The sequence below is a fragment of the Arthrobacter sp. V1I9 genome, from assembly GCF_030817075.1.
In the GTDB taxonomy this organism is placed as follows: domain Bacteria; phylum Actinomycetota; class Actinomycetes; order Actinomycetales; family Micrococcaceae; genus Arthrobacter.
The window spans coordinates 1,994,668-2,011,503 of the sequence record NZ_JAUSYU010000001.1 but is presented as its reverse complement, the minus strand read 5'-3'; the positions used below and the strand labels follow the sequence as shown (position 1 = coordinate 2,011,503).

The 16,836-nt window shown below is 65.4% G+C and carries 14 protein-coding genes and 1 pseudogene; 9 read left to right on the top strand and 6 right to left on the bottom strand.

Features of this window, described 5'->3' with window-relative positions:
- Window position 1: 1 nt before the first annotated feature.
- From whiA to QFZ70_RS09530, 7 genes are all read left to right on the top strand, one after another.
- Window positions 2–982: a DNA-binding protein WhiA gene (gene whiA, locus QFZ70_RS09560; RefSeq protein WP_015937022.1), complete on the top strand. Its 981-nt coding sequence runs from the start codon at window positions 2–4 to the stop codon at window positions 980–982.
- A 99-nt stretch (window positions 983–1,081) separates the two neighbouring features.
- A complete protein-coding gene (locus QFZ70_RS09555) occupies window positions 1,082–1,708 on the top strand; it encodes a superoxide dismutase (RefSeq protein ID WP_307095169.1) in 627 nt (208 codons plus the stop codon).
- A gap of 263 nt (window positions 1,709–1,971) precedes the next feature.
- Complete coding sequence (gap, locus tag QFZ70_RS09550) at window positions 1,972–2,982, top strand: type I glyceraldehyde-3-phosphate dehydrogenase (protein ID WP_307095167.1); 1,011 nt, start codon at window positions 1,972–1,974, stop codon at window positions 2,980–2,982.
- Between the two features lie 10 nt (window positions 2,983–2,992).
- Entirely contained in the window at window positions 2,993–4,219 is a 1,227-nt protein-coding gene (pgk, locus tag QFZ70_RS09545) for a phosphoglycerate kinase (protein ID WP_307095165.1), read from the top strand.
- Between the two features lie 99 nt (window positions 4,220–4,318).
- Window positions 4,319–5,134 (top strand): triose-phosphate isomerase, encoded by an 816-nt coding sequence (gene tpiA / locus QFZ70_RS09540; RefSeq protein WP_307095163.1) that lies wholly within the window; start codon window positions 4,319–4,321, stop codon window positions 5,132–5,134.
- A 50-nt stretch (window positions 5,135–5,184) separates the two neighbouring features.
- Window positions 5,185–5,442, top strand: a complete 258-nt coding sequence (gene secG, locus QFZ70_RS09535; RefSeq protein ID WP_307095161.1) for a preprotein translocase subunit SecG — start codon at window positions 5,185–5,187, stop codon at window positions 5,440–5,442.
- Window positions 5,443–5,553: 111 nt separating this feature from the next.
- The gene (locus tag QFZ70_RS09530) at window positions 5,554–5,949 is read left to right on the top strand and encodes an RNA polymerase-binding protein RbpA (protein WP_307095159.1); all 396 of its coding nucleotides are present in this window, start codon (window positions 5,554–5,556) and stop codon (window positions 5,947–5,949) included.
- Here QFZ70_RS09530 and pgl read toward each other — a convergent pair.
- The 6 genes and pseudogenes from pgl to tkt form a co-directional block, all read right to left on the bottom strand.
- Entirely contained in the window at window positions 5,902–6,720 is an 819-nt protein-coding gene (gene pgl / locus QFZ70_RS09525; protein WP_307095157.1) for a 6-phosphogluconolactonase, read from the bottom strand. The two genes, QFZ70_RS09530 and pgl, sit on opposite strands and share 48 nt — an antisense overlap.
- The gene (locus QFZ70_RS09520) at window positions 6,710–7,651 is read right to left on the bottom strand and encodes a glucose-6-phosphate dehydrogenase assembly protein OpcA (RefSeq protein ID WP_307095155.1); all 942 of its coding nucleotides are present in this window, start codon (window positions 7,649–7,651) and stop codon (window positions 6,710–6,712) included. Before QFZ70_RS09520 ends, pgl begins: the two co-directional genes overlap by 11 nt.
- Window positions 7,648–9,220, bottom strand: a pseudogene (gene zwf / locus QFZ70_RS09515) (glucose-6-phosphate dehydrogenase). The gene QFZ70_RS09520 and the pseudogene zwf overlap by 4 nt, the downstream one beginning before the upstream one ends.
- Window positions 9,221–9,234: 14 nt before the next feature.
- The gene (locus QFZ70_RS09510; protein ID WP_307095152.1) at window positions 9,235–10,869 is read right to left on the bottom strand and encodes a glucose-6-phosphate isomerase; all 1,635 of its coding nucleotides are present in this window, start codon (window positions 10,867–10,869) and stop codon (window positions 9,235–9,237) included.
- A 6-nt stretch (window positions 10,870–10,875) separates the two neighbouring features.
- Window positions 10,876–11,991 (bottom strand): transaldolase, encoded by a 1,116-nt coding sequence (gene tal / locus QFZ70_RS09505; protein ID WP_307095151.1) that lies wholly within the window; start codon window positions 11,989–11,991, stop codon window positions 10,876–10,878.
- A 27-nt stretch (window positions 11,992–12,018) separates the two neighbouring features.
- Window positions 12,019–14,136 (bottom strand): transketolase, encoded by a 2,118-nt coding sequence (tkt, locus tag QFZ70_RS09500; protein WP_307097845.1) that lies wholly within the window; start codon window positions 14,134–14,136, stop codon window positions 12,019–12,021.
- 515 nt (window positions 14,137–14,651) lie between these two features.
- Here tkt and QFZ70_RS09495 point away from each other — a divergent pair.
- Both QFZ70_RS09495 and QFZ70_RS09490 read left to right on the top strand, forming a co-directional pair.
- Window positions 14,652–15,611 (top strand): heme o synthase, encoded by a 960-nt coding sequence (locus tag QFZ70_RS09495; RefSeq protein WP_307097844.1) that lies wholly within the window; start codon window positions 14,652–14,654, stop codon window positions 15,609–15,611.
- Window positions 15,612–15,737: 126 nt separating this feature from the next.
- Window positions 15,738–16,757, top strand: coding sequence for a carbonic anhydrase (locus QFZ70_RS09490; RefSeq protein ID WP_373461567.1), 1,020 nt, complete (start codon window positions 15,738–15,740; stop codon window positions 16,755–16,757).
- The last annotated feature ends 79 nt before the right edge of the window (window positions 16,758–16,836 follow it).

Here is a 16,836-nt window from a genome sequence, read left to right as displayed (position 1 = left end):
CATGGCACTGACAGCATCAGTCAAGGAAGAACTTTCCCGTCTGGACATCAAGAAGTCATCAGTCCGGAAGGCCGAAGTCTCCGCCATGCTCCGCTTTGCCGGCGGACTCCACATCATTTCCGGCAGGATCGTCATCGAGGCCGAAGTGGATCTGGCCTCCACCGCCCGCCGCCTCCGGGCCGCCATCGCGGAAGTCTACGGCCACCAAAGCGAGATCATCGTGGTTTCCGCCGGGGGACTGCGGCGCGCCAGCCGGTATGTCGTCCGGGTAGTGCGCGACGGCGAGGCGCTGGCCCGCCAGACAGGCCTCCTCGATGGCCGCGGCCGCCCAGTGCGGGGGCTGCCGTCCGCCGTCGTCAACGGCTCTGCTGCAGATGCCGAAGCGGTATGGCGCGGCGCCTTCCTCGCGCACGGCTCACTCACCGAGCCCGGACGCTCCTCCTCGCTGGAGGTAACCTGCCCGGGCCCGGAATCAGCCCTGGCTCTGGTGGGCGCCGCACGCCGGCTGGACATCCAGGCGAAGGCACGCGAAGTCCGGGGAGTGGACCGCGTGGTCATCCGCGACGGCGACACCATCGCAGCCCTCCTCACCCGCATGGGCGCCCACGACGCGCTGATGGTCTGGGAGGAACGCCGGATGCGCAAGGAAGTCCGCGCCACCGCCAACCGGCTCGCGAACTTTGATGACGCCAACCTCCGCCGCTCCGCCCAGGCTGCCGTTGCCGCCGGTGCACGCGTGGACCGGGCCCTGGAGATTTTGGGCGACGACGTCCCGGACCACCTGAAGTACGCCGGCGAGCTGCGGGTGGCGCACAAGCAGGCCAGCCTGGACGAGCTTGGCCGCCTGGCCGATCCGGTCATGACCAAGGATGCCATCGCGGGGCGGATCCGCAGGCTGCTGGCCATGGCGGACAAACGGGCCCTGGACCTGGGCATCCCGGGTACGGATGCGAATGTGACGCCCGAAATGCTGGACGAGTGACAGCACTTTAGAATCAAAAAGATTCCGGGTGCCAGACGCCCGGATGCACAATCCGAGAGTTAGCAACCGGACCGAGTGTCCACGATATTGGAGGATTTTGTGACCGAGTACGTACTGCCCGAACTCAGCTACGACTACGCCGCCCTGGAGCCGCACATCTCTGCGCGCATCATGGAGCTGCACCACAGCAAGCACCACGCAGCCTACGTGGCAGGCGCCAACAACGCCCTGGCCCAGCTGGCCGAAGCCCGGGAGTCCGGTAACTTCGCCAACATCAACCGGCTGTCCAAGGACCTTGCGTTCCACACCGGCGGACACGTCAACCACTCCGTGTTCTGGAACAACCTGTCTCCGGACGGCGGGGACAAGCCCGAAGGCGAGCTGGCAGCGGCCATCGATGACGCCTTCGGTTCCTTCGACGCCTTCCGTGCCCAGTTCTCGGCCGCCGCCCTCGGCCTGCAGGGTTCCGGCTGGGGCTTCCTGGCCTACGAGCCCATCGGCGGGAACCTGGTCATCGAGCAGCTGTACGACCAGCAGGGCAACACGGCGCTGGGTACCACCCCGCTGCTGATGCTGGACATGTGGGAGCACGCCTTCTACCTGGACTACGTCAACGTCAAGGCCGACTACGTGAAGGCTTTCTGGAACATTGTGAACTGGGCCGACGTCGCCAAGCGGTTCGAGGCTGCACGCACCAACGCCACGGGACTCATCACCCTTCGGTAGTAGTGATCCCGCTTCACGTGCCTGTAACAAAGTTCACATTTAGGGCGTAAACCGGCCGGAATGTGGACCGTCCGCCCCCGCACTTGCGGGGGCGGACCCAGTTAAACGTAAGATAGGTCACGGAAGGCGGTTAGCCTTCAGCAATGAGGCTGGTCGCCCTCCGTCTGTAAATCATCTCTGCCCAATGGCGTGCGGGATCTGTTAGTTGGCTTGATAGCCCGCTCAACTAGTTGTGCTTTTCAAGCACCAAGGAGACTGAAAAAGTGACGACCCGTATTGGTATCAACGGCTTTGGCCGTATTGGCCGCAACTACTTCCGCGCAGCACTCGCACAGGGCGCGGACCTGGAGATCGTTGCAGTCAACGACCTCACCAGCCCCGAGGCACTGGCGCACCTGTTCAAGTACGACTCCGTCGGCGGCCGCCTGAAGGAAACCATCGAGGTCAAGGACGGCAACATCGTCGTCAACGGCAACGTCGTCAAGGTTTTGGCTGAGCGCGATCCCGCCAACCTCCCGTGGGGCGAGCTGGGCGTGGACATCGTCATCGAATCCACCGGCTTCTTCACCAAGGCCGCCGATGCACAGAAGCACATCGACGCCGGCGCCAAAAAGGTCCTGATTTCCGCCCCGGCCTCTGACGAGGACATCACCATCGTGATGGGCGTAAACCACAAGCTGTACGACAACGCCACGCACCACATCATCTCGAACGCATCCTGCACCACCAACTGCCTCGGCCCGCTGGCCAAGGTGGTTAACGACGAGTTTGGCATCGAGCGTGGCCTCATGACCACGGTCCACGCCTACACCGCGGACCAGAACCTGCAGGACGGCCCGCACAAGGACCTGCGCCGTGCCCGCGCCGCCGCCGTCAACATGGTTCCCACGTCCACCGGTGCAGCCAAGGCGATCGGCCTGGTCCTGCCGGAACTCAAGGGCAAGCTGGACGGCTACGCCATCCGCGTCCCGGTCCCCACCGGCTCCGCCACCGACCTCACCGTCACCGTCTCCCGTGAGACCACCGTTGAGGAAGTCAACGCCGTCCTCAAGCGCGCAGCGGAGTCCGAGGACCTGCAGGGCTTCCTGACCTACACGGACGAGCCGATCGTCTCCTCGGACATCGTTGGCGATCCCGCATCCTCGATCTTCGACTCCGGCCTCACCAAGGTGATCGGCAACCAGGTCAAGGTTGTTTCCTGGTACGACAACGAATGGGGCTACTCCAACCGGCTCGTTGACCTCACGGAGCTTGTGGCAGCCAAGCTGGGCTAGGGTTAGACACATGACATCTCACACCCTCAACGAACTGATCGCTGAAGGTGTCCGCGGGCGGTACATTCTGGTTCGAAGCGACCTGAATGTGCCGCTCGACGGCTCTACAGTGACTGACGACGGCCGCATCAGGGCCTCACTGCCAGTGCTGGGAAAGCTCACGGACGCCGGTGCCCGCGTGCTGGTAACAGCCCACCTCGGACGCCCCAAGGGTGCCCCGGAGGAAAAGTACTCCCTTCGCCCCGCCGTCAACCGCCTGGCGGAACTGGCGGACTTCAAGGTCACCCTGGCCGCGGACACGGTAGGCAGCTCGGCAAAGGAAGCTGCCGCCTCGCTGCAGGACGGCGAAGTGCTGGTTCTGGAAAACGTCCGCTTCGATGCGCGCGAAACCAGTAAGGACGACGCCGAGCGCGGCGCCTTCGCTGACGAGCTGGTGGCACTGACCGGCGGCAACGGCGCGTACGTGGACGACGCCTTCGGTGCTGTACACCGCAAGCACGCGAGCGTCTACGACGTCGCGACTAGGCTCCCGTCCTACCTCGGCGACCTCGTGCACACGGAGGTGGAAGTGCTCCGCAAGCTCACCGCGGACACCCAGCGCCCCTACGTGGTGGTGCTCGGCGGTTCCAAGGTCTCGGACAAGCTTGCGGTCATCGACAACCTGCTGGGCAAGGCGGACACGATCCTGGTGGGCGGCGGCATGCTGTTCACGTTCCTCGCCGCAGCCGGCCACAAGGTCGCCTCCAGCCTGCTGGAGGAGGACCAGGTCCCCGTGGTCCAGGACTACCTGAAGCGGGCAGCCGACGCCGGCACCGAGTTTGTGGTGCCCACGGATGTCGTGGTGGCCGGGAAGTTCGCCGCCGACGCCGCGCATGAGACGGTTGCCGCGGACGCCATCGAAAGCAGCAGCTTCGGAGCAGAGGGCATCGGCCTGGACATCGGACCGGACTCGGCAGCAGTCTTTGCCGACAGGATCAAGGGCGCCAAGACCGTCTTCTGGAACGGTCCGATGGGGGTCTTCGAATTCGAAGCTTTCGCCGCCGGCACCCGCGCCATCGCCCAGTCGCTGACCGAAACCGGCGCGTTCACCGTGGTGGGTGGCGGCGATTCGGCTGCTGCCGTCCGAACGCTCGGTTTCGCTGATGACCAGTTCGGCCACATTTCCACCGGTGGCGGTGCCAGCCTGGAATACCTCGAAGGCAAGGAACTCCCGGGGCTTAGCGTCCTCGACCGGTAAGAACAGCCGGCAGCAGTACTTGCCCTTTCGTCCTCCGGCCGGCAGGTTGCCCCGCGGCAGCCTGCCGGCCGAACACTTAACAAGACTTTTGGAGAATATGTGACAACGTCAACGAACGGCGCTTTCGACCGCAAGCCCTTTATCGCGGGCAACTGGAAAATGAACATGGACCACGTGCAGGGCATCACCCTCCTGCAGAAGCTCGCGTGGACCCTCTCCGACGCCAAGCACGACTACAGCCGGGTTGAGGTTGCCGTCTTCCCGCCGTTCACCGACCTCCGCGGCGTGCAGACCCTGGTGCAGGGCGACGACCTGGAAGTTGCCTACGGCGGCCAGGACCTTTCGCAGTTCGACTCCGGCGCCTACACCGGTGACATCTCCGGCCAGTTCCTGAACAAGCTGGGCTGCAGGTACGTCCTGGTGGGACACAGCGAACGCCGGACCATCCACAACGAGTCCGACGACGTCCTGAACGCCAAAGTAAAGGCCGCCTTCAAGCACAACGTGGTTCCCGTGCTCTGTGTCGGAGAAGGCCTGGAGATCCGCCAGGCCGGCACGCATGTGGACCACACCCTGGCCCAGCTCCGTGCCGGTGTTGCAGGTCTCACACCCGAGCAGGCCAGCGAGCTTGTAGTGGCCTACGAACCCGTCTGGGCCATCGGCACCGGCGAAGTAGCGGGACCGGGAGATGCACAGGAGATGTGCGCCGCCATCCGCGCCGAGCTCGAGTCGCTGTTCGGAGCTGACGTGGCGTCGAATACCCGCCTGCTGTACGGCGGATCCGTCAAGGCCAACAATGCCGCGGCAATCCTGAAGGAACGGGACGTGGATGGCCTGCTGGTGGGCGGCGCGAGCCTCGATCCGGCGGAGTTTGCTAATATTGTCAGGTTCGAGAGTCACCTGGTGACGGACTAGTCCGTCCCGCCGCGCATACTCCCGCAATTCCAACTTTCTGAAAGGCCGTCGTGGACGTTCTTCATGTCATTCTGCAGATCCTCCTTGGCATCACCAGCCTCCTGCTGACGTTGCTTATCCTCCTCCACAAGGGACGGGGCGGCGGGCTGTCCGACATGTTCGGTGGCGGCATGAGTTCCGGGCTGAGCTCCTCAGGCGTGGCCGAGCGCAACCTCAACAGGTTCACCGTCATCCTCGGCGTGACCTGGGGCATTGTCATCATCGCCCTGGGGCTGATTATGCGGTTCACGGGCAGCGGCGACTCCTGACGCACTGCTAAAAAGGATTCGGGCGGCACTGCCGCCACGCAGATCTGCGAACTAAACTGTGGCTGTCGGATTCCGGCAGCCACAGTTCTGTTTAAGAGGCGGGAGCCCCCGATGGTACATCCAAGCTCAGGTTTCCGGGGCACCCGAGCGGGTGTCACGGCAGGGACAGGCACCAGCCTCCAGGATGCCGAGGACCACGGAACAACGCTCCCGCGCATCCGGGTGTCGTACTGGTGCGCCAAGGGGCACGAAACGCAGTTGGTCTTCCTCAAGCTTCCGGAGGACCAGCTTCCGGCGGTGTGGGACTGCCGGCGATGCGGCGCGGCGGCAGCGAGGGACGGCGTGCCGGCTGCTGAGGCGGACTCCTTTGAGGACGGCTTCAAGAGCCACCTGGAATACGTTAAAGAGCGGCGCTCCAGCCAGGACGCCGAAGACCTCCTGGCTGGAGCGCTGGAAAGACTACGCGCCCGCGGCGTCCTTCCGGACGAGTTGCTGCGGGACGCGTGACGCGGCGTTTTCATCGATGAGCCAGAGGGTCCGTGAAGTTCCCCGCGGACCCGCCGCGGGCACCTGCACAGGGTTTGCGCCGGCAAGCGCCAACCCCACCGCACCGGCTTTGTCCTCGCCCGCAACAACCATCCATACTTCAGCGGCCGTATTAATCGTCGGCAGCGTCAGGGAAACGCGCAGGGGAGGGGGCTTGGGCGAATTCCGCACACCCACCACCGTCCGCTCCTTTTCGCGGATGCCGGCCTGCTCGGGAAACAGCGATGCCACATGCGCGTCCGGCCCCACGCCCAGCAGGACTACGTCCAGGCGGGGGAGTGCGGCCGGTTGTTCCGGCCGGTCATCGGACATATCGGCAGCGTGTTCGGAGGCGGCCGCGTCCCGCAACTGGCGGGCATAATCCTCGGCGGCCTCTTCGGGAGTAGCGAACTGGTCCGAGGAGCCCGGTTCGTGGATCCGGTCCGGGTCCACCGGGAAGTGCGAGAGCAAGGCGTCGAATGCCTGCTTCGTGTTCCGGTCGGCGTCATCCGAGGAGACAAACCGCTCGTCGCCCCACCAGAAGTTGACCTTGGACCAGTCGACCGCGGGAGCCGCCGGAGAGTCAGCAACAGCCTTCAGGGTCCCGATACCCACCGTGCCGCCGGTCAGGACCACGGTAGCCTCACCGTACTTGTCCTGGACATCAACAAGCTTGGTAATCAGGCGGGCCGCGATGGCCGCCATCAGCACGGACGAATCAGGATGAATGCTTACTCTTGGCTCAACGCTCACTGGGTCGGACACTCCTTAGATTGGTACGTGGCAGTCCCATAGTAATCACTTCCCCGAACACTTCGTCCGGGTCCAGGCGGCGCAGCTCCTCGGCAAGGCAGTCGCGGAGGCTGCGGCGCGGAAGCGAGATCCGTTGGGCGGGCTGGCCCGGCTGGGTCAGCTCGGCCACGGACAGTCCCGGGCGGAACAGTTGGACGTCGCCACCGGGGCGGGTAAGCCGGACGCGGCGGATGCCGGTCCCGGCAGGGTCCGCCACGATGGTCACCGGGGCTTCCAGGCTCAGGGTGAGCCACGCGGCCAGGAGGATGGTGCTGGGGGAGTCCGAGGCACCTTCCACGGCGACGGCGGTCACCGGCGACGCGTCCACCTCGTCGAGGGCGGCGGCGAGCTGGATCCGCCAGTTGGTCAGGCGGGTCCACGCCAGGTCCGTGTCCCCAGCCCGGTACGTCTTGTGGATCTTCTCCAGCGCCGCCTGGGGGTCCGGTTCGTTCGCGGAGTCGGTGATCCGGCGGTGCGCGATCTTGCCGATGGAGGTTTCGCAGGCGTTTTCGGGCGCTCCGTGCGGCCACCAGGCCACGATGGGTGCGTCCGGCAGCAGCAGCGCGGCCACCAGGGATTCGCTTTCGTGGGCGAGTTGGCCGTAACCGCGCAGCACGATCACTTCTGAAGCGCCCGCGTCACCGCCGACGCGGATCTGGGCATCCAGCTTGTCCTCGGCGTCAGCCCCGGCGTCGGCCAGCACGATAATCCTGCAGGGGTGTTCGCGGCTTGCGTCATTGGCTGCCTCGATCGCTTCTTCTTCAAGCCCTGACTTGGTGACCACCACAAGGGTCAGTACCCGGCCCAGGGCGATCACGCCGCCCTGTTCGCGGAGGGCCATCAGCTTCTTGGAAACGTTCGAGGTAGTGGTGTCCGGCAGGTCTACAATCATGGCCTTCTCCAGGTTCGTCCGTCGCGTGCCAGCAGCTCATCAGCAGAGGCGGGGCCCCAGCTGCCAGGGGCATACGGCTCGGGCTGTTCGTTCAGCTGCTCCCAGTACTCCTCGAACGGGTCAAGGATCTTCCAGGACAGTTCCACTTCCTCGTGCCGCGGGAACAGCGGCGGCTCGCCCAGGAGCACGTCCAGGATCAGCCGCTCGTACGCCTCGGGGCTGGATTCGGTGAAGGAGTGCCCGTAGCCGAAGTCCATGGTCACGTCCCGGACTTCCATCTGCGTGCCGGGGACCTTGGAGCCGAACCGGATGGTCACGCCTTCATCGGGCTGGACCCGGATCACCACGGCGTTTCTGGCCGAAGTCATCCTCGCCGTGGTCGCGGAACAGCAGGTTCGGTGCACGCTTGAACACGACGGCGATTTCCGTCACGCGGCGTCCCAGGCGCTTACCGGCCCGCAGGTAGAACGGAACACCGGACCAGCGGCGGGTATGGATGTCCACCCGGATCGCGGCGAACGTCTCGGTGGTGGAATCGGCAGGGATGCCCTCTTCCTCCAGATAGCCCTGGACCTGTTCCCCGCCCTGCCACCCGCCGGTGAACTGACCGCGCGCAGAGTGCGTGGACAGGTCATCGGGAAGCTTGACGGCGGCCAGGACCTTTTCCTTCTCCGCACGCAGGTCATCAGCGTTGAAGGAAATAGGCTCCTCCATCGCAGTCAGGGCCAGCAGCTGGAGCAGGTGGTTCTGGATCACGTCGCGGGCCGCGCCCACGCCGTCGTAGTACCCTGCCCGGCCACCCGTGCCGATGTCCTCGGCCATGGTGATCTGGACATGGTCTACGTAGTTCGCGTTCCACAACGGCTCGAACAACTGGTTCGCGAACCGCAGCGCCAGGATGTTCTGGACCGTTTCCTTACCCAGGTAGTGGTCGATCCGGAACACCGCATCCTGCGGAAACACCGATTCCACGATGTCGTTCAGCTTCCGGGCCGACTCAAGGTCGTGCCCGAACGGCTTCTCGATCACCACGCGCCGCCACTTGTCGCCCTCGGCCTGCGCCAGGCCGTGCTTGGACAGCTGCCGGCAGACCTGCTCGAACGCCTTCGGCGGGATCGACAAATAAAACGCGTGGTTGCCGCGGGTGCCGCGGACATCGTCGAGTTCCTTGATGGTCTCGCCGAGGCGCTCGAAGGCGCCGTCGTCGTCGAACTCACCCTGGACAAAACGGATGCCCTCGGAAAGCTGGTTCCACACCGCCTCATCAAAAGGCGTGCGCGCGTAGGCCTGCACGGAGGCCTTCACCTGACCGGCGAAATCCTCGTCAGTCCAGGGGCGGCGGCCGAAGCCCACCAGCGCGAAGCTGGGAGGCAGCAGCCCACGGTTGGCCAGATCGTACACGGCCGGCATGAGTTTCTTGCGGGCAAGGTCACCGGTGACTCCGAAGAGCACCAGCGATGACGGACCGGCGATCCGGCTCAGGCGGCGGTCCCGGGGGTCCCGGAGCGGATTCCGCAATGGTTTCCCGGGACGCGTGCCGGACGTCCTGCCGTATTCAGTTTCTGGCATGGTGCTTCTGTGCCTTAGCTTTCGGTGACGGAGGCTGACCTGGCGGACAGCGCAGCAATGATGTCCTGCAACTGTGCCACACCGGCTGCCCGGTTGGTCAGGTGCAGGCGAAGCACCGGACGGCCGTGCTCGCTCAGGACCTGGGCGTCACCGGCGGCCTGCGCCGAGATCAGCTTCCCGAAGGTAAAGGGACGGTCCGGGATGGCAAGATCTTCGGCTGCCTCGGCAGTGACCTGGAGGAACACGCCGATGGCGGGGCCGCCCTTGTGGAACTGCCCGGTGGAGTGCAGGAACCGGGGGCCCCAGCCAAACGTCACGGGACGGCCGGAAACGGCTGCCAGTTCGTCGCGGATGCCCTCGAGCTGCGCGAACGCGAGCCGGTCGAAGTAGGCCTGGACGCTGAGGTAGCTGTCCGGCTGGAGGGTTTCCAGCAAGGCACGCACTGCCTCTTCGGCGGTGGACGCCCCGGCGAGCCAGTCACCGCCGCGGACCTCGATGGCGCCGTCAACAAAGGCTGCAGGCGTCGGCTCCGGCTGCGCGTCCAGCAGGCCGCGGGCAGCAATCTTGGCTGCCTCGACATCCGGCTGGTCGAACGGGTTGATGCCCAGCAGGCGTCCGGCCACAGCGGTGGCGAACTCCCAGACCATCATCTGGGTGGCCAGCCCGCCGGCAATGGCAACTTCGTTCTCACCGAGTTCGACGTCTGCGTCCGCAGCTACCAGCCGGACCACCAGGACGTCATCGGCAGCGGCCGCGACCTCCGGCGAGTTTGGGCCAGCCACCACCGGCAGGACACCGGTGCCCAGCTTGCCGGTGGACTCAGCGATGAGCTGCTCGGCCCAGTCGGCGAAGCCCACGATGCCGGAACCGTCCTCCGCGATGACGATCTTGTTGCGCAGCGGGCTGGTGCCGCCGAGCGCTGTTCCGAGGGACAGCCCGATGTTCTCGGGAGCGTCCTCGTTGAGGATCTCTGCTGCTTCCTCGGCCTCATCCAGGAAGGCCTGGATGTCCACTCCGGCCAGGCCCGAGGGGACCAGGCCGAAAGCGGTGAGGGCGGAGAAACGGCCGCCGACGTTGGGGTCGGCGTTGAAGACCGCACGGTAGCCGGCCTCACGGGAGGCCTTGTCCAGCGGGGAGCCGGGATCGGTGACAATGATGATGCGGCTTGCGGCATCGATGCCGGCGTCGTTGAACGCCTTCTCGAAGACCCTCCGCTGGGAATCCGTCTCAACGGTGGAACCGGACTTGGAGGAGACCACGATGGCCGTCTCCGCCAGCCGGTCCGCCAGGGCAGCACGGACCTGGTCCGGGTCCGTGCTGTCCAGCACAGTCAGCTCGACGCCGGCGGTGCCGGCAATGACCTCCGGAGCCAGCGAGGATCCGCCCATGCCGCAAAGCGCGATGCGAGTAACGCCTTCGGCGCGGAGGGCGTCGCGGAGTTCCAGGATCTCCTTTACCAGCGGCTGGGAAACGGTGGCCGCCTCAACCCAGCCGAGCCGGACGGCCGACTCGGCTTCGGCGTCGGAACCCCACAGGGTGTGGTCCTTCGCGAAGATCCGGGTGGCGATGCGGTCCTCCACCAGGGTGGGGAGGTGCTGTTCCAGTGCCTGCTGCGCGGCACCTGTGGCTTCGTAGCTGAGTGTGCTCATTGGTGGTTAGGAAGCCTTCCGTGCAGAAGCGAGGGCGCCCTCGACGTCGCCGAGCAGTTCCTTCCAGCTGGCCACGAACTTGTCCAGGCCTTCGGATTCAAGGATTGCCACGACTTCGTTGTAGGAGATGCCGAGCTTTTCGAGCGCGTCCAGGGTGTTATTGGCCTCGGTGTAGGTACCGGTGACGGTGTCGCCGGTAACCACTCCGTGGTCGAAGGTGGCATCCAGCGTCTTTTCCGGCATGGTGTTCACCACGCCGGGGGCGACGAGCTCCGTGACGTACAGGGTGTCCGGGTAGGCCGGATCCTTCACGCCGGTGGAGGCCCACAGGGGACGCTGGGGGAGTGCACCGGCTTCAGCCAGCAGGGCCCAGCGTTCGGTGGCGAAGAGCTCTTCGTATACCTGGTAGGCCAGGCGGGCGTTGGCCAGGCCGGCCTTACCCTTGAGCGCCTTGGCCTCATCAGTGCCCAGGGCGTCCAGGCGCTTGTCGATCTCGGAGTCCACGCGGGAGACGAAGAACGAAGCCACGGAGTGGATCTTCGAGAGATCGTGACCGTTTTCCTTGGCCTGCTCCAGGCCGGCCTGGAAGGCGTTGATGACCGCGCGGTAGCGCTCGAGCGAGAAGATCAGGGTCACGTTGACGCTGATGCCCTCGGCCAGGGTCGCGGTGATGGCCTCGAGGCCCTCGAGCGTGGCCGGGATCTTGATGAGGACGTTGTCCTTGTTGACCCTCTTGTACAGGTGCTTGGCTTCGGCGATGGTTCCGGCGGTGTCCCAGGCCAGCCGTGGGTCAACCTCGATGGAAACGCGGCCGTCCACGCCCTTGGTGGCTGCAGCCACGGGTGCGAACAAGTCGCAGGCGTCTGCGACGTCGGTGGTGGTGATCTCGAAGATGGTGTCCTCGACGGACGCGCCTGCTGCTGCCTGCTTTGCGATTGTGCCGTCGTAGTCGGCGCTGGTCGTGATGGCGGCGTGGAAGATTGACGGGTTGGTGGTCACGCCAACCACGTTCTTCTCTTCGATGAGCCTGGCCAGGGTGCCGGTGTCGAGCCGTCCGCGGGAAAGGTCGTCGAGCCAGATGGAAACTCCGGCGTCAGAGAGCTGCTGGGTGGGAGTAGTCATTGTTCTGTATCTCCTAGGAAATCGGTTTTAGGCCTGGAGGCCGGCGAGGGAGTCCTTGGCGGCCGCAGCAACTGCTTCTGCGGTGATGCCGAACTCCTGGAAGAGGCGCTTGTAGTCGGCGGAAGCGCCGTAGTGCTCAAGGCTGATGGAACGGCCGGCGTCGCCGACGAATTCCTTCCAGCCCAGGGACAGTCCTGCTTCGACGGATACGCGGGCCTTGACGGCTGCCGGCAGGACGGACTCGCGGTAGGCGGGGTCCTGCTTGTTGAACCATTCGACGCAGGGCATGGACACAACACGGGCGGCGATGCCTTCGGCCTGCAGGGCTTCGCGGGCCTGGACGGCCAGCTGGACCTCGGAGCCGGTGCCGATGAGGATGACGTCGGCCGGGACGGTGGCGCCGTCCTTTGACGCTTCGGCCAGGACGTAGCCGCCCTTGGCGACGCCGGCGACGGAACCGAACGTGTCGCCCTCGGCTGCGCCTTCGCCGCGCTCCCAGGTGGGGATGTTCTGGCGGGTCAGCACGATGCCGGCAGGGTTGGAGTGGTTTTCCAGCATGGTCTTCCAGGCAACGGACACTTCGTTGGCGTCACCGGGGCGGACAACGTCCAGGCCCACGATGGCGCGAAGGGTGGCAAGCTGTTCCACCGGCTGGTGGGTGGGGCCGTCCTCGCCCAGGCCGATGGAGTCGTGCGTCCAGACGTACAGGGACGGGACACCCATCAGCGCGCCGAGGCGGATGGCGGGGCGCTGGTAGTCGCTGAAGATCAGGAACGTTCCGGAGAACGCCCGGGTGCGGCCGTGCAGGCTGATGCCGTTCACGATGGAGGCGGCAGCGTGCTCGCGGATACCGAAGTGCAGGACCCGGCCGTAGGGGTTTCCCTTCCAGGCGTCCGTCTGCTTAGACGCAGGCACGAACGACGGCGAGCCCTCGATGGTGGTGTTGTTCGACTCTGCGAGGTCGGCCGAACCGCCCCACAGTTCGGGCAGGACCGGGCCGAGGGCGTTGAGGACCTTGCCTGAGGCTGCGCGGGTGGAGACGTCCTTGCCGGCGGGGAAGACCGGAAGGGCGGCGTCAACATCATTCGGCAGTTCCTTGGCCTCGATGCGCTGCAGCAGGGCTGCGCCTTCGGGGTTGGCGGCCTGCCAGGCGTTAAAGGACTCTTCCCATTCCTTGCGGGCGGCAGCACCGCGGTCCACCACGGCGCGGGCGTGGGCCAGGACGTCCTGGTCCACGTCGAAGGACTTGGCCGGGTCGAAGCCCAGGACCTCCTTCAGGGCTGCGACTTCCTCGGCGCCGAGTGCTGAACCGTGGATCTTGCCGGTGTTCTGCTTCTTGGGCGCCGGGTAGCCAATGATGGTGCGGAGCGAGACGATGGAGGGCTTGGACGTCTCGGCCTTGGCGGCGAGGAGCGCGGAGTAGAGCTCCTGGACGTCTTCCTTGTATTCGCCGGTCTTGGTCCAGTCCACGCGCTGGACGTGCCAGCCGTAGGCTTCGTAGCGCTTCAGGACATCTTCGGTGAAGGCGATATCGGTATCGTCCTCGATGGAGATGTGGTTCTCATCGTAGACAACAACGAGGTTGCCCAGTTCCTGGTGGCCGGCCAGTGAGGAAGCTTCGGCCGTGACGCCTTCCTGGAGGTCGCCGTCGGACGCGATCACCCAGATGGTGTGGTCAAACGGGCTTTCGCCGGCGGGGGCATCGGCGTCGAAGAGACCGCGCATCCGGCGCTGCGAGTAGGCGAAGCCAACCGAGGACGCGAGGCCCTGGCCCAGCGGGCCGGTGGTGATTTCCACGCCGGCGGTGTGATTGTACTCGGGGTGGCCCGGGGTGAGTGAACCCCAGGTGCGCAGCGCCTCCAGGTCCTTCAGCTCCAGGCCGTAGCCGGAGAGGAACAGCTGGATGTACAGGGTGAGCGAAGTGTGGCCCGGGGACAGGACGAAGCGGTCACGGCCCAGCCAGTCCGGGTTGCGCGGATCGTGGCGCATCAGCTTCTGGAACAGCAGGTACGCGGCGGGCGCCAGGCTCATCGCCGTTCCGGGGTGGCCGTTGCCCACCTTCTCCACTGCATCTGCCGCGAGCACGCGGATGGTATCTACCGCGCGCTGGTCCTGGCTGGTCCAAGACAGTTCTTGCTCTTCCAAATGTGGCACGAAAACCGGGCCCCTCTCTGTGCTGATGGCAGGCGGCACACCGGGTCCGCATTAGGGCACGTTGTAGGGCGCCCGCTGCGGTGTGTACCAGCCGTTCACCATCGAAACGTTGTTTTTTCCACTCAGCCACTGGCCAGTCCGGGAATGCGTTTTCCGCTGCTTCCCTGCTGCGTGCTGATCTGGTGACAGCTTAGCTCTATTCCACTCCTCGGGCGGCGGAAATCTCACGTTGTGGACGCAATTTCGGCTTATGTGAATCGGTCTGAAGTGAGGCTGAGTTAATCTGCTCGAATCGATGCGCCAGCGATCACCAGCACCAAATGACGGGCCGTTGGGAGGGGCACGGCACGGTATGATATTTGGAGGCCAGCGCCGGGCGGGGGACCTTTTTCAGCTCCACGAGACTTCCCGGCAAGGCGCGAATCAACAATTCCGGTTCCGCCGGCGCCCGGACGGGCGGGCCCATGACACAGCTGGACAGCCAGACAGAACTGCCAACAGAACGGGTGACTGCCACCGTGAGCACTACAGATACGCCGCTGAACGCATCCCGGGCTTCAAAAGCCGGGATTGCCCGTAAGGCCAAGGCGTATCTCGCCCTCACCAAGCCGCGCGTCATTGAGCTGCTGCTGGTGAGCACGCTGCCTACGATGATTTATGCGGAGCGCGGCTTTCCATCCATCGGGCTGATCCTGGCAACGCTCGTGGGCGGCGCCTTCGCCGCGGGCAGCGCCGGGGCCTTCAACTGCTACATCGACCGCGACATCGATAAGCTGATGCACCGCACGGAAAACCGTCCGCTGGTCACCGGTGAAGTCACGCCGCGTGAAGCGCTGATTTTCTCCTGGCTTTTGGGCGCGGCCGCCATTGCGATTCTCTGGTTCGGCGCCAATCCGCTGGCCGCCTGGCTCGGCTTGGGCGCCATCTTCTTCTACGTGGTGATCTACACGATCATCCTTAAGCGCCGGACCGCTCAGAACATCGTCTGGGGCGGCGCGGCAGGCTGCTTCCCGGTACTGATTGCCTGGGCGGCTGTCACCAACTCCGTGGAGTGGCCCGCCGTCATCCTCTTTATGGTCATCTTCCTCTGGACCCCGCCGCATTATTGGCCGCTGTCCATGCGCTACGGCGAGGACTACCGGAACGCCAACGTCCCCATGCTCGGAGCCATCGCCGGCGCCAAGGTGGTATCTGTCCAGGTGGTCCTCTATGCGTGGGCCATGGTGGCCTGCTCGCTGCTGATGGTTCCCGCCGGCGGGGCAGGCTGGGTCTACACGGTGACCGCCGTACTGGCCGGCGCCTGGTTCCTGTACGAGTCGCATTCCCTCTACAGCCGGGCCCACCGCGAGGACATCACGGACAAGCGGGCCATGAAGGTCTTCCACGGCTCCATCAGCTACCTCACCCTGCTCTTTATTGCCCTTGCGGTTGATCCGTTCATCGGGCCGGCGGTCATGGCCAGCTAGCCTTGCCGCGCCTCTTGCACCTCAAGCCTCTCCCGGTAGCTGCCGGGGGAGGCTTGTGCTTAAGGAAGTCCCCGGGCCAATGCCGGGGCCGGGCGTACAGTTGACATCCCATATGACAGATATGTCATGCCGCAGCGTCCGGCGCGCCCATCATGGCCGGCCTTATCGCCGCGGCCGTGGGCGGCATCGTGGCGGGTTGAACTGCATGCCGCCCTGCTCGGGCTGGCCGTTGTGGTGATCCTCCTGGGCTGGAAGCACCTTCCGGCTGCGGTGCGGCGTGTACCCGGGCCGCTGGCCGCCGTCGCCGCCGGCACCGCACTCTCCGTTGCCTTCGCCCCTGGCGTTGAGCGCATCTCCTTCAGCGGGTTGATTTTCGACGCCGTCGCGTTGCCGGAGCTGCCCGAGGGCAACTGGCGGGCCGTCGCCTTCGCCGTCATCTCGATGGCCCTGATCGCCAGTATCGAATCACTGCTGTCCGCCGTTGCCGTGGACAAGATGCAGATCGGCCCGCGCACCAACCCGAACCGGGAGCTGGGGGGCAGGGCGCGGCAAACATCGTTTCCGGGTCGCTCGGCGGATTGCCCGTTACAAGACGTGAACCCCAACCTGATCACCAGCAGCGGCCCGGGTGACCTGCTGACCTTGCGGAACATCGGCAACGTGGTGTGCCACGATGGCCAGGATGCCTCGATCGACTCCGCCGTCTCCTTCGCCGTGAACGGCCTGGATGTTGATTCGATTGTCATCTGCGGGCACTCCAACTGCGGAGCCATGAAAGCGCTGCTTGACGATGCCCACGGCAAGGGAAACCCTTCGCTTGGTGCCGGCTTCGCCGCGTGGCTGGACCATGCGCGGCCAAGCTATCGGGAGCTGTTGGCGGAACACCCCGTGGCCTCCGCCGCCGCAGCCGCCGGGTATGGCCGGCAGGACCAGCTGGCGATGGTCAACGTAGCGGTGCAGCTGGGCAAACGCGAAAGCCATCCGGTGGCGGCTCCGGCTCTTGCCGCCGGCAGCGTGCAGGCAACGGGCCTTTTTTACGCCATCCCCACGGCACGGGTGTTGCTGGTGGAACGGGCCGGGATCCGGTTCCTCGACCCTGCCCAGGCCGCAGTCACGCCCATCTCCGTTGGAACGCCCGCGGGCTGACCTGCGGACAACTGTCTCAAACACTCAAGCACCCCGGTTCGTTGGGAACCGGGGTGCTTGGCGTTGGGGGATATAGCGG

Excerpts from the sequence above, each read along its gene's own strand:
- whiA (WP_015937022.1), top strand. The coding sequence starts at position 2 with ATGGCACTGACAGCATCAGTCAAGGAAGAACTTTCCCGTCTGGACATC.
- pgk (WP_307095165.1), top strand. The coding sequence starts at position 2,993 with ATGACATCTCACACCCTCAACGAACTGATCGCTGAAGGTGTCCGCGGG.
- QFZ70_RS09530 (WP_307095159.1), top strand. The coding sequence starts at position 5,554 with ATGGTACATCCAAGCTCAGGTTTCCGGGGCACCCGAGCGGGTGTCACG.
- QFZ70_RS09520 (WP_307095155.1), bottom strand. The coding sequence starts at position 7,651 with ATGATTGTAGACCTGCCGGACACCACTACCTCGAACGTTTCCAAGAAG.
- QFZ70_RS09510 (WP_307095152.1), bottom strand. The coding sequence starts at position 10,869 with ATGAGCACACTCAGCTACGAAGCCACAGGTGCCGCGCAGCAGGCACTG.
- tal (WP_307095151.1), bottom strand. The coding sequence starts at position 11,991 with ATGACTACTCCCACCCAGCAGCTCTCTGACGCCGGAGTTTCCATCTGG.
- QFZ70_RS09490 (WP_373461567.1), top strand. The coding sequence starts at position 15,738 with ATGCCGCAGCGTCCGGCGCGCCCATCATGGCCGGCCTTATCGCCGCGG.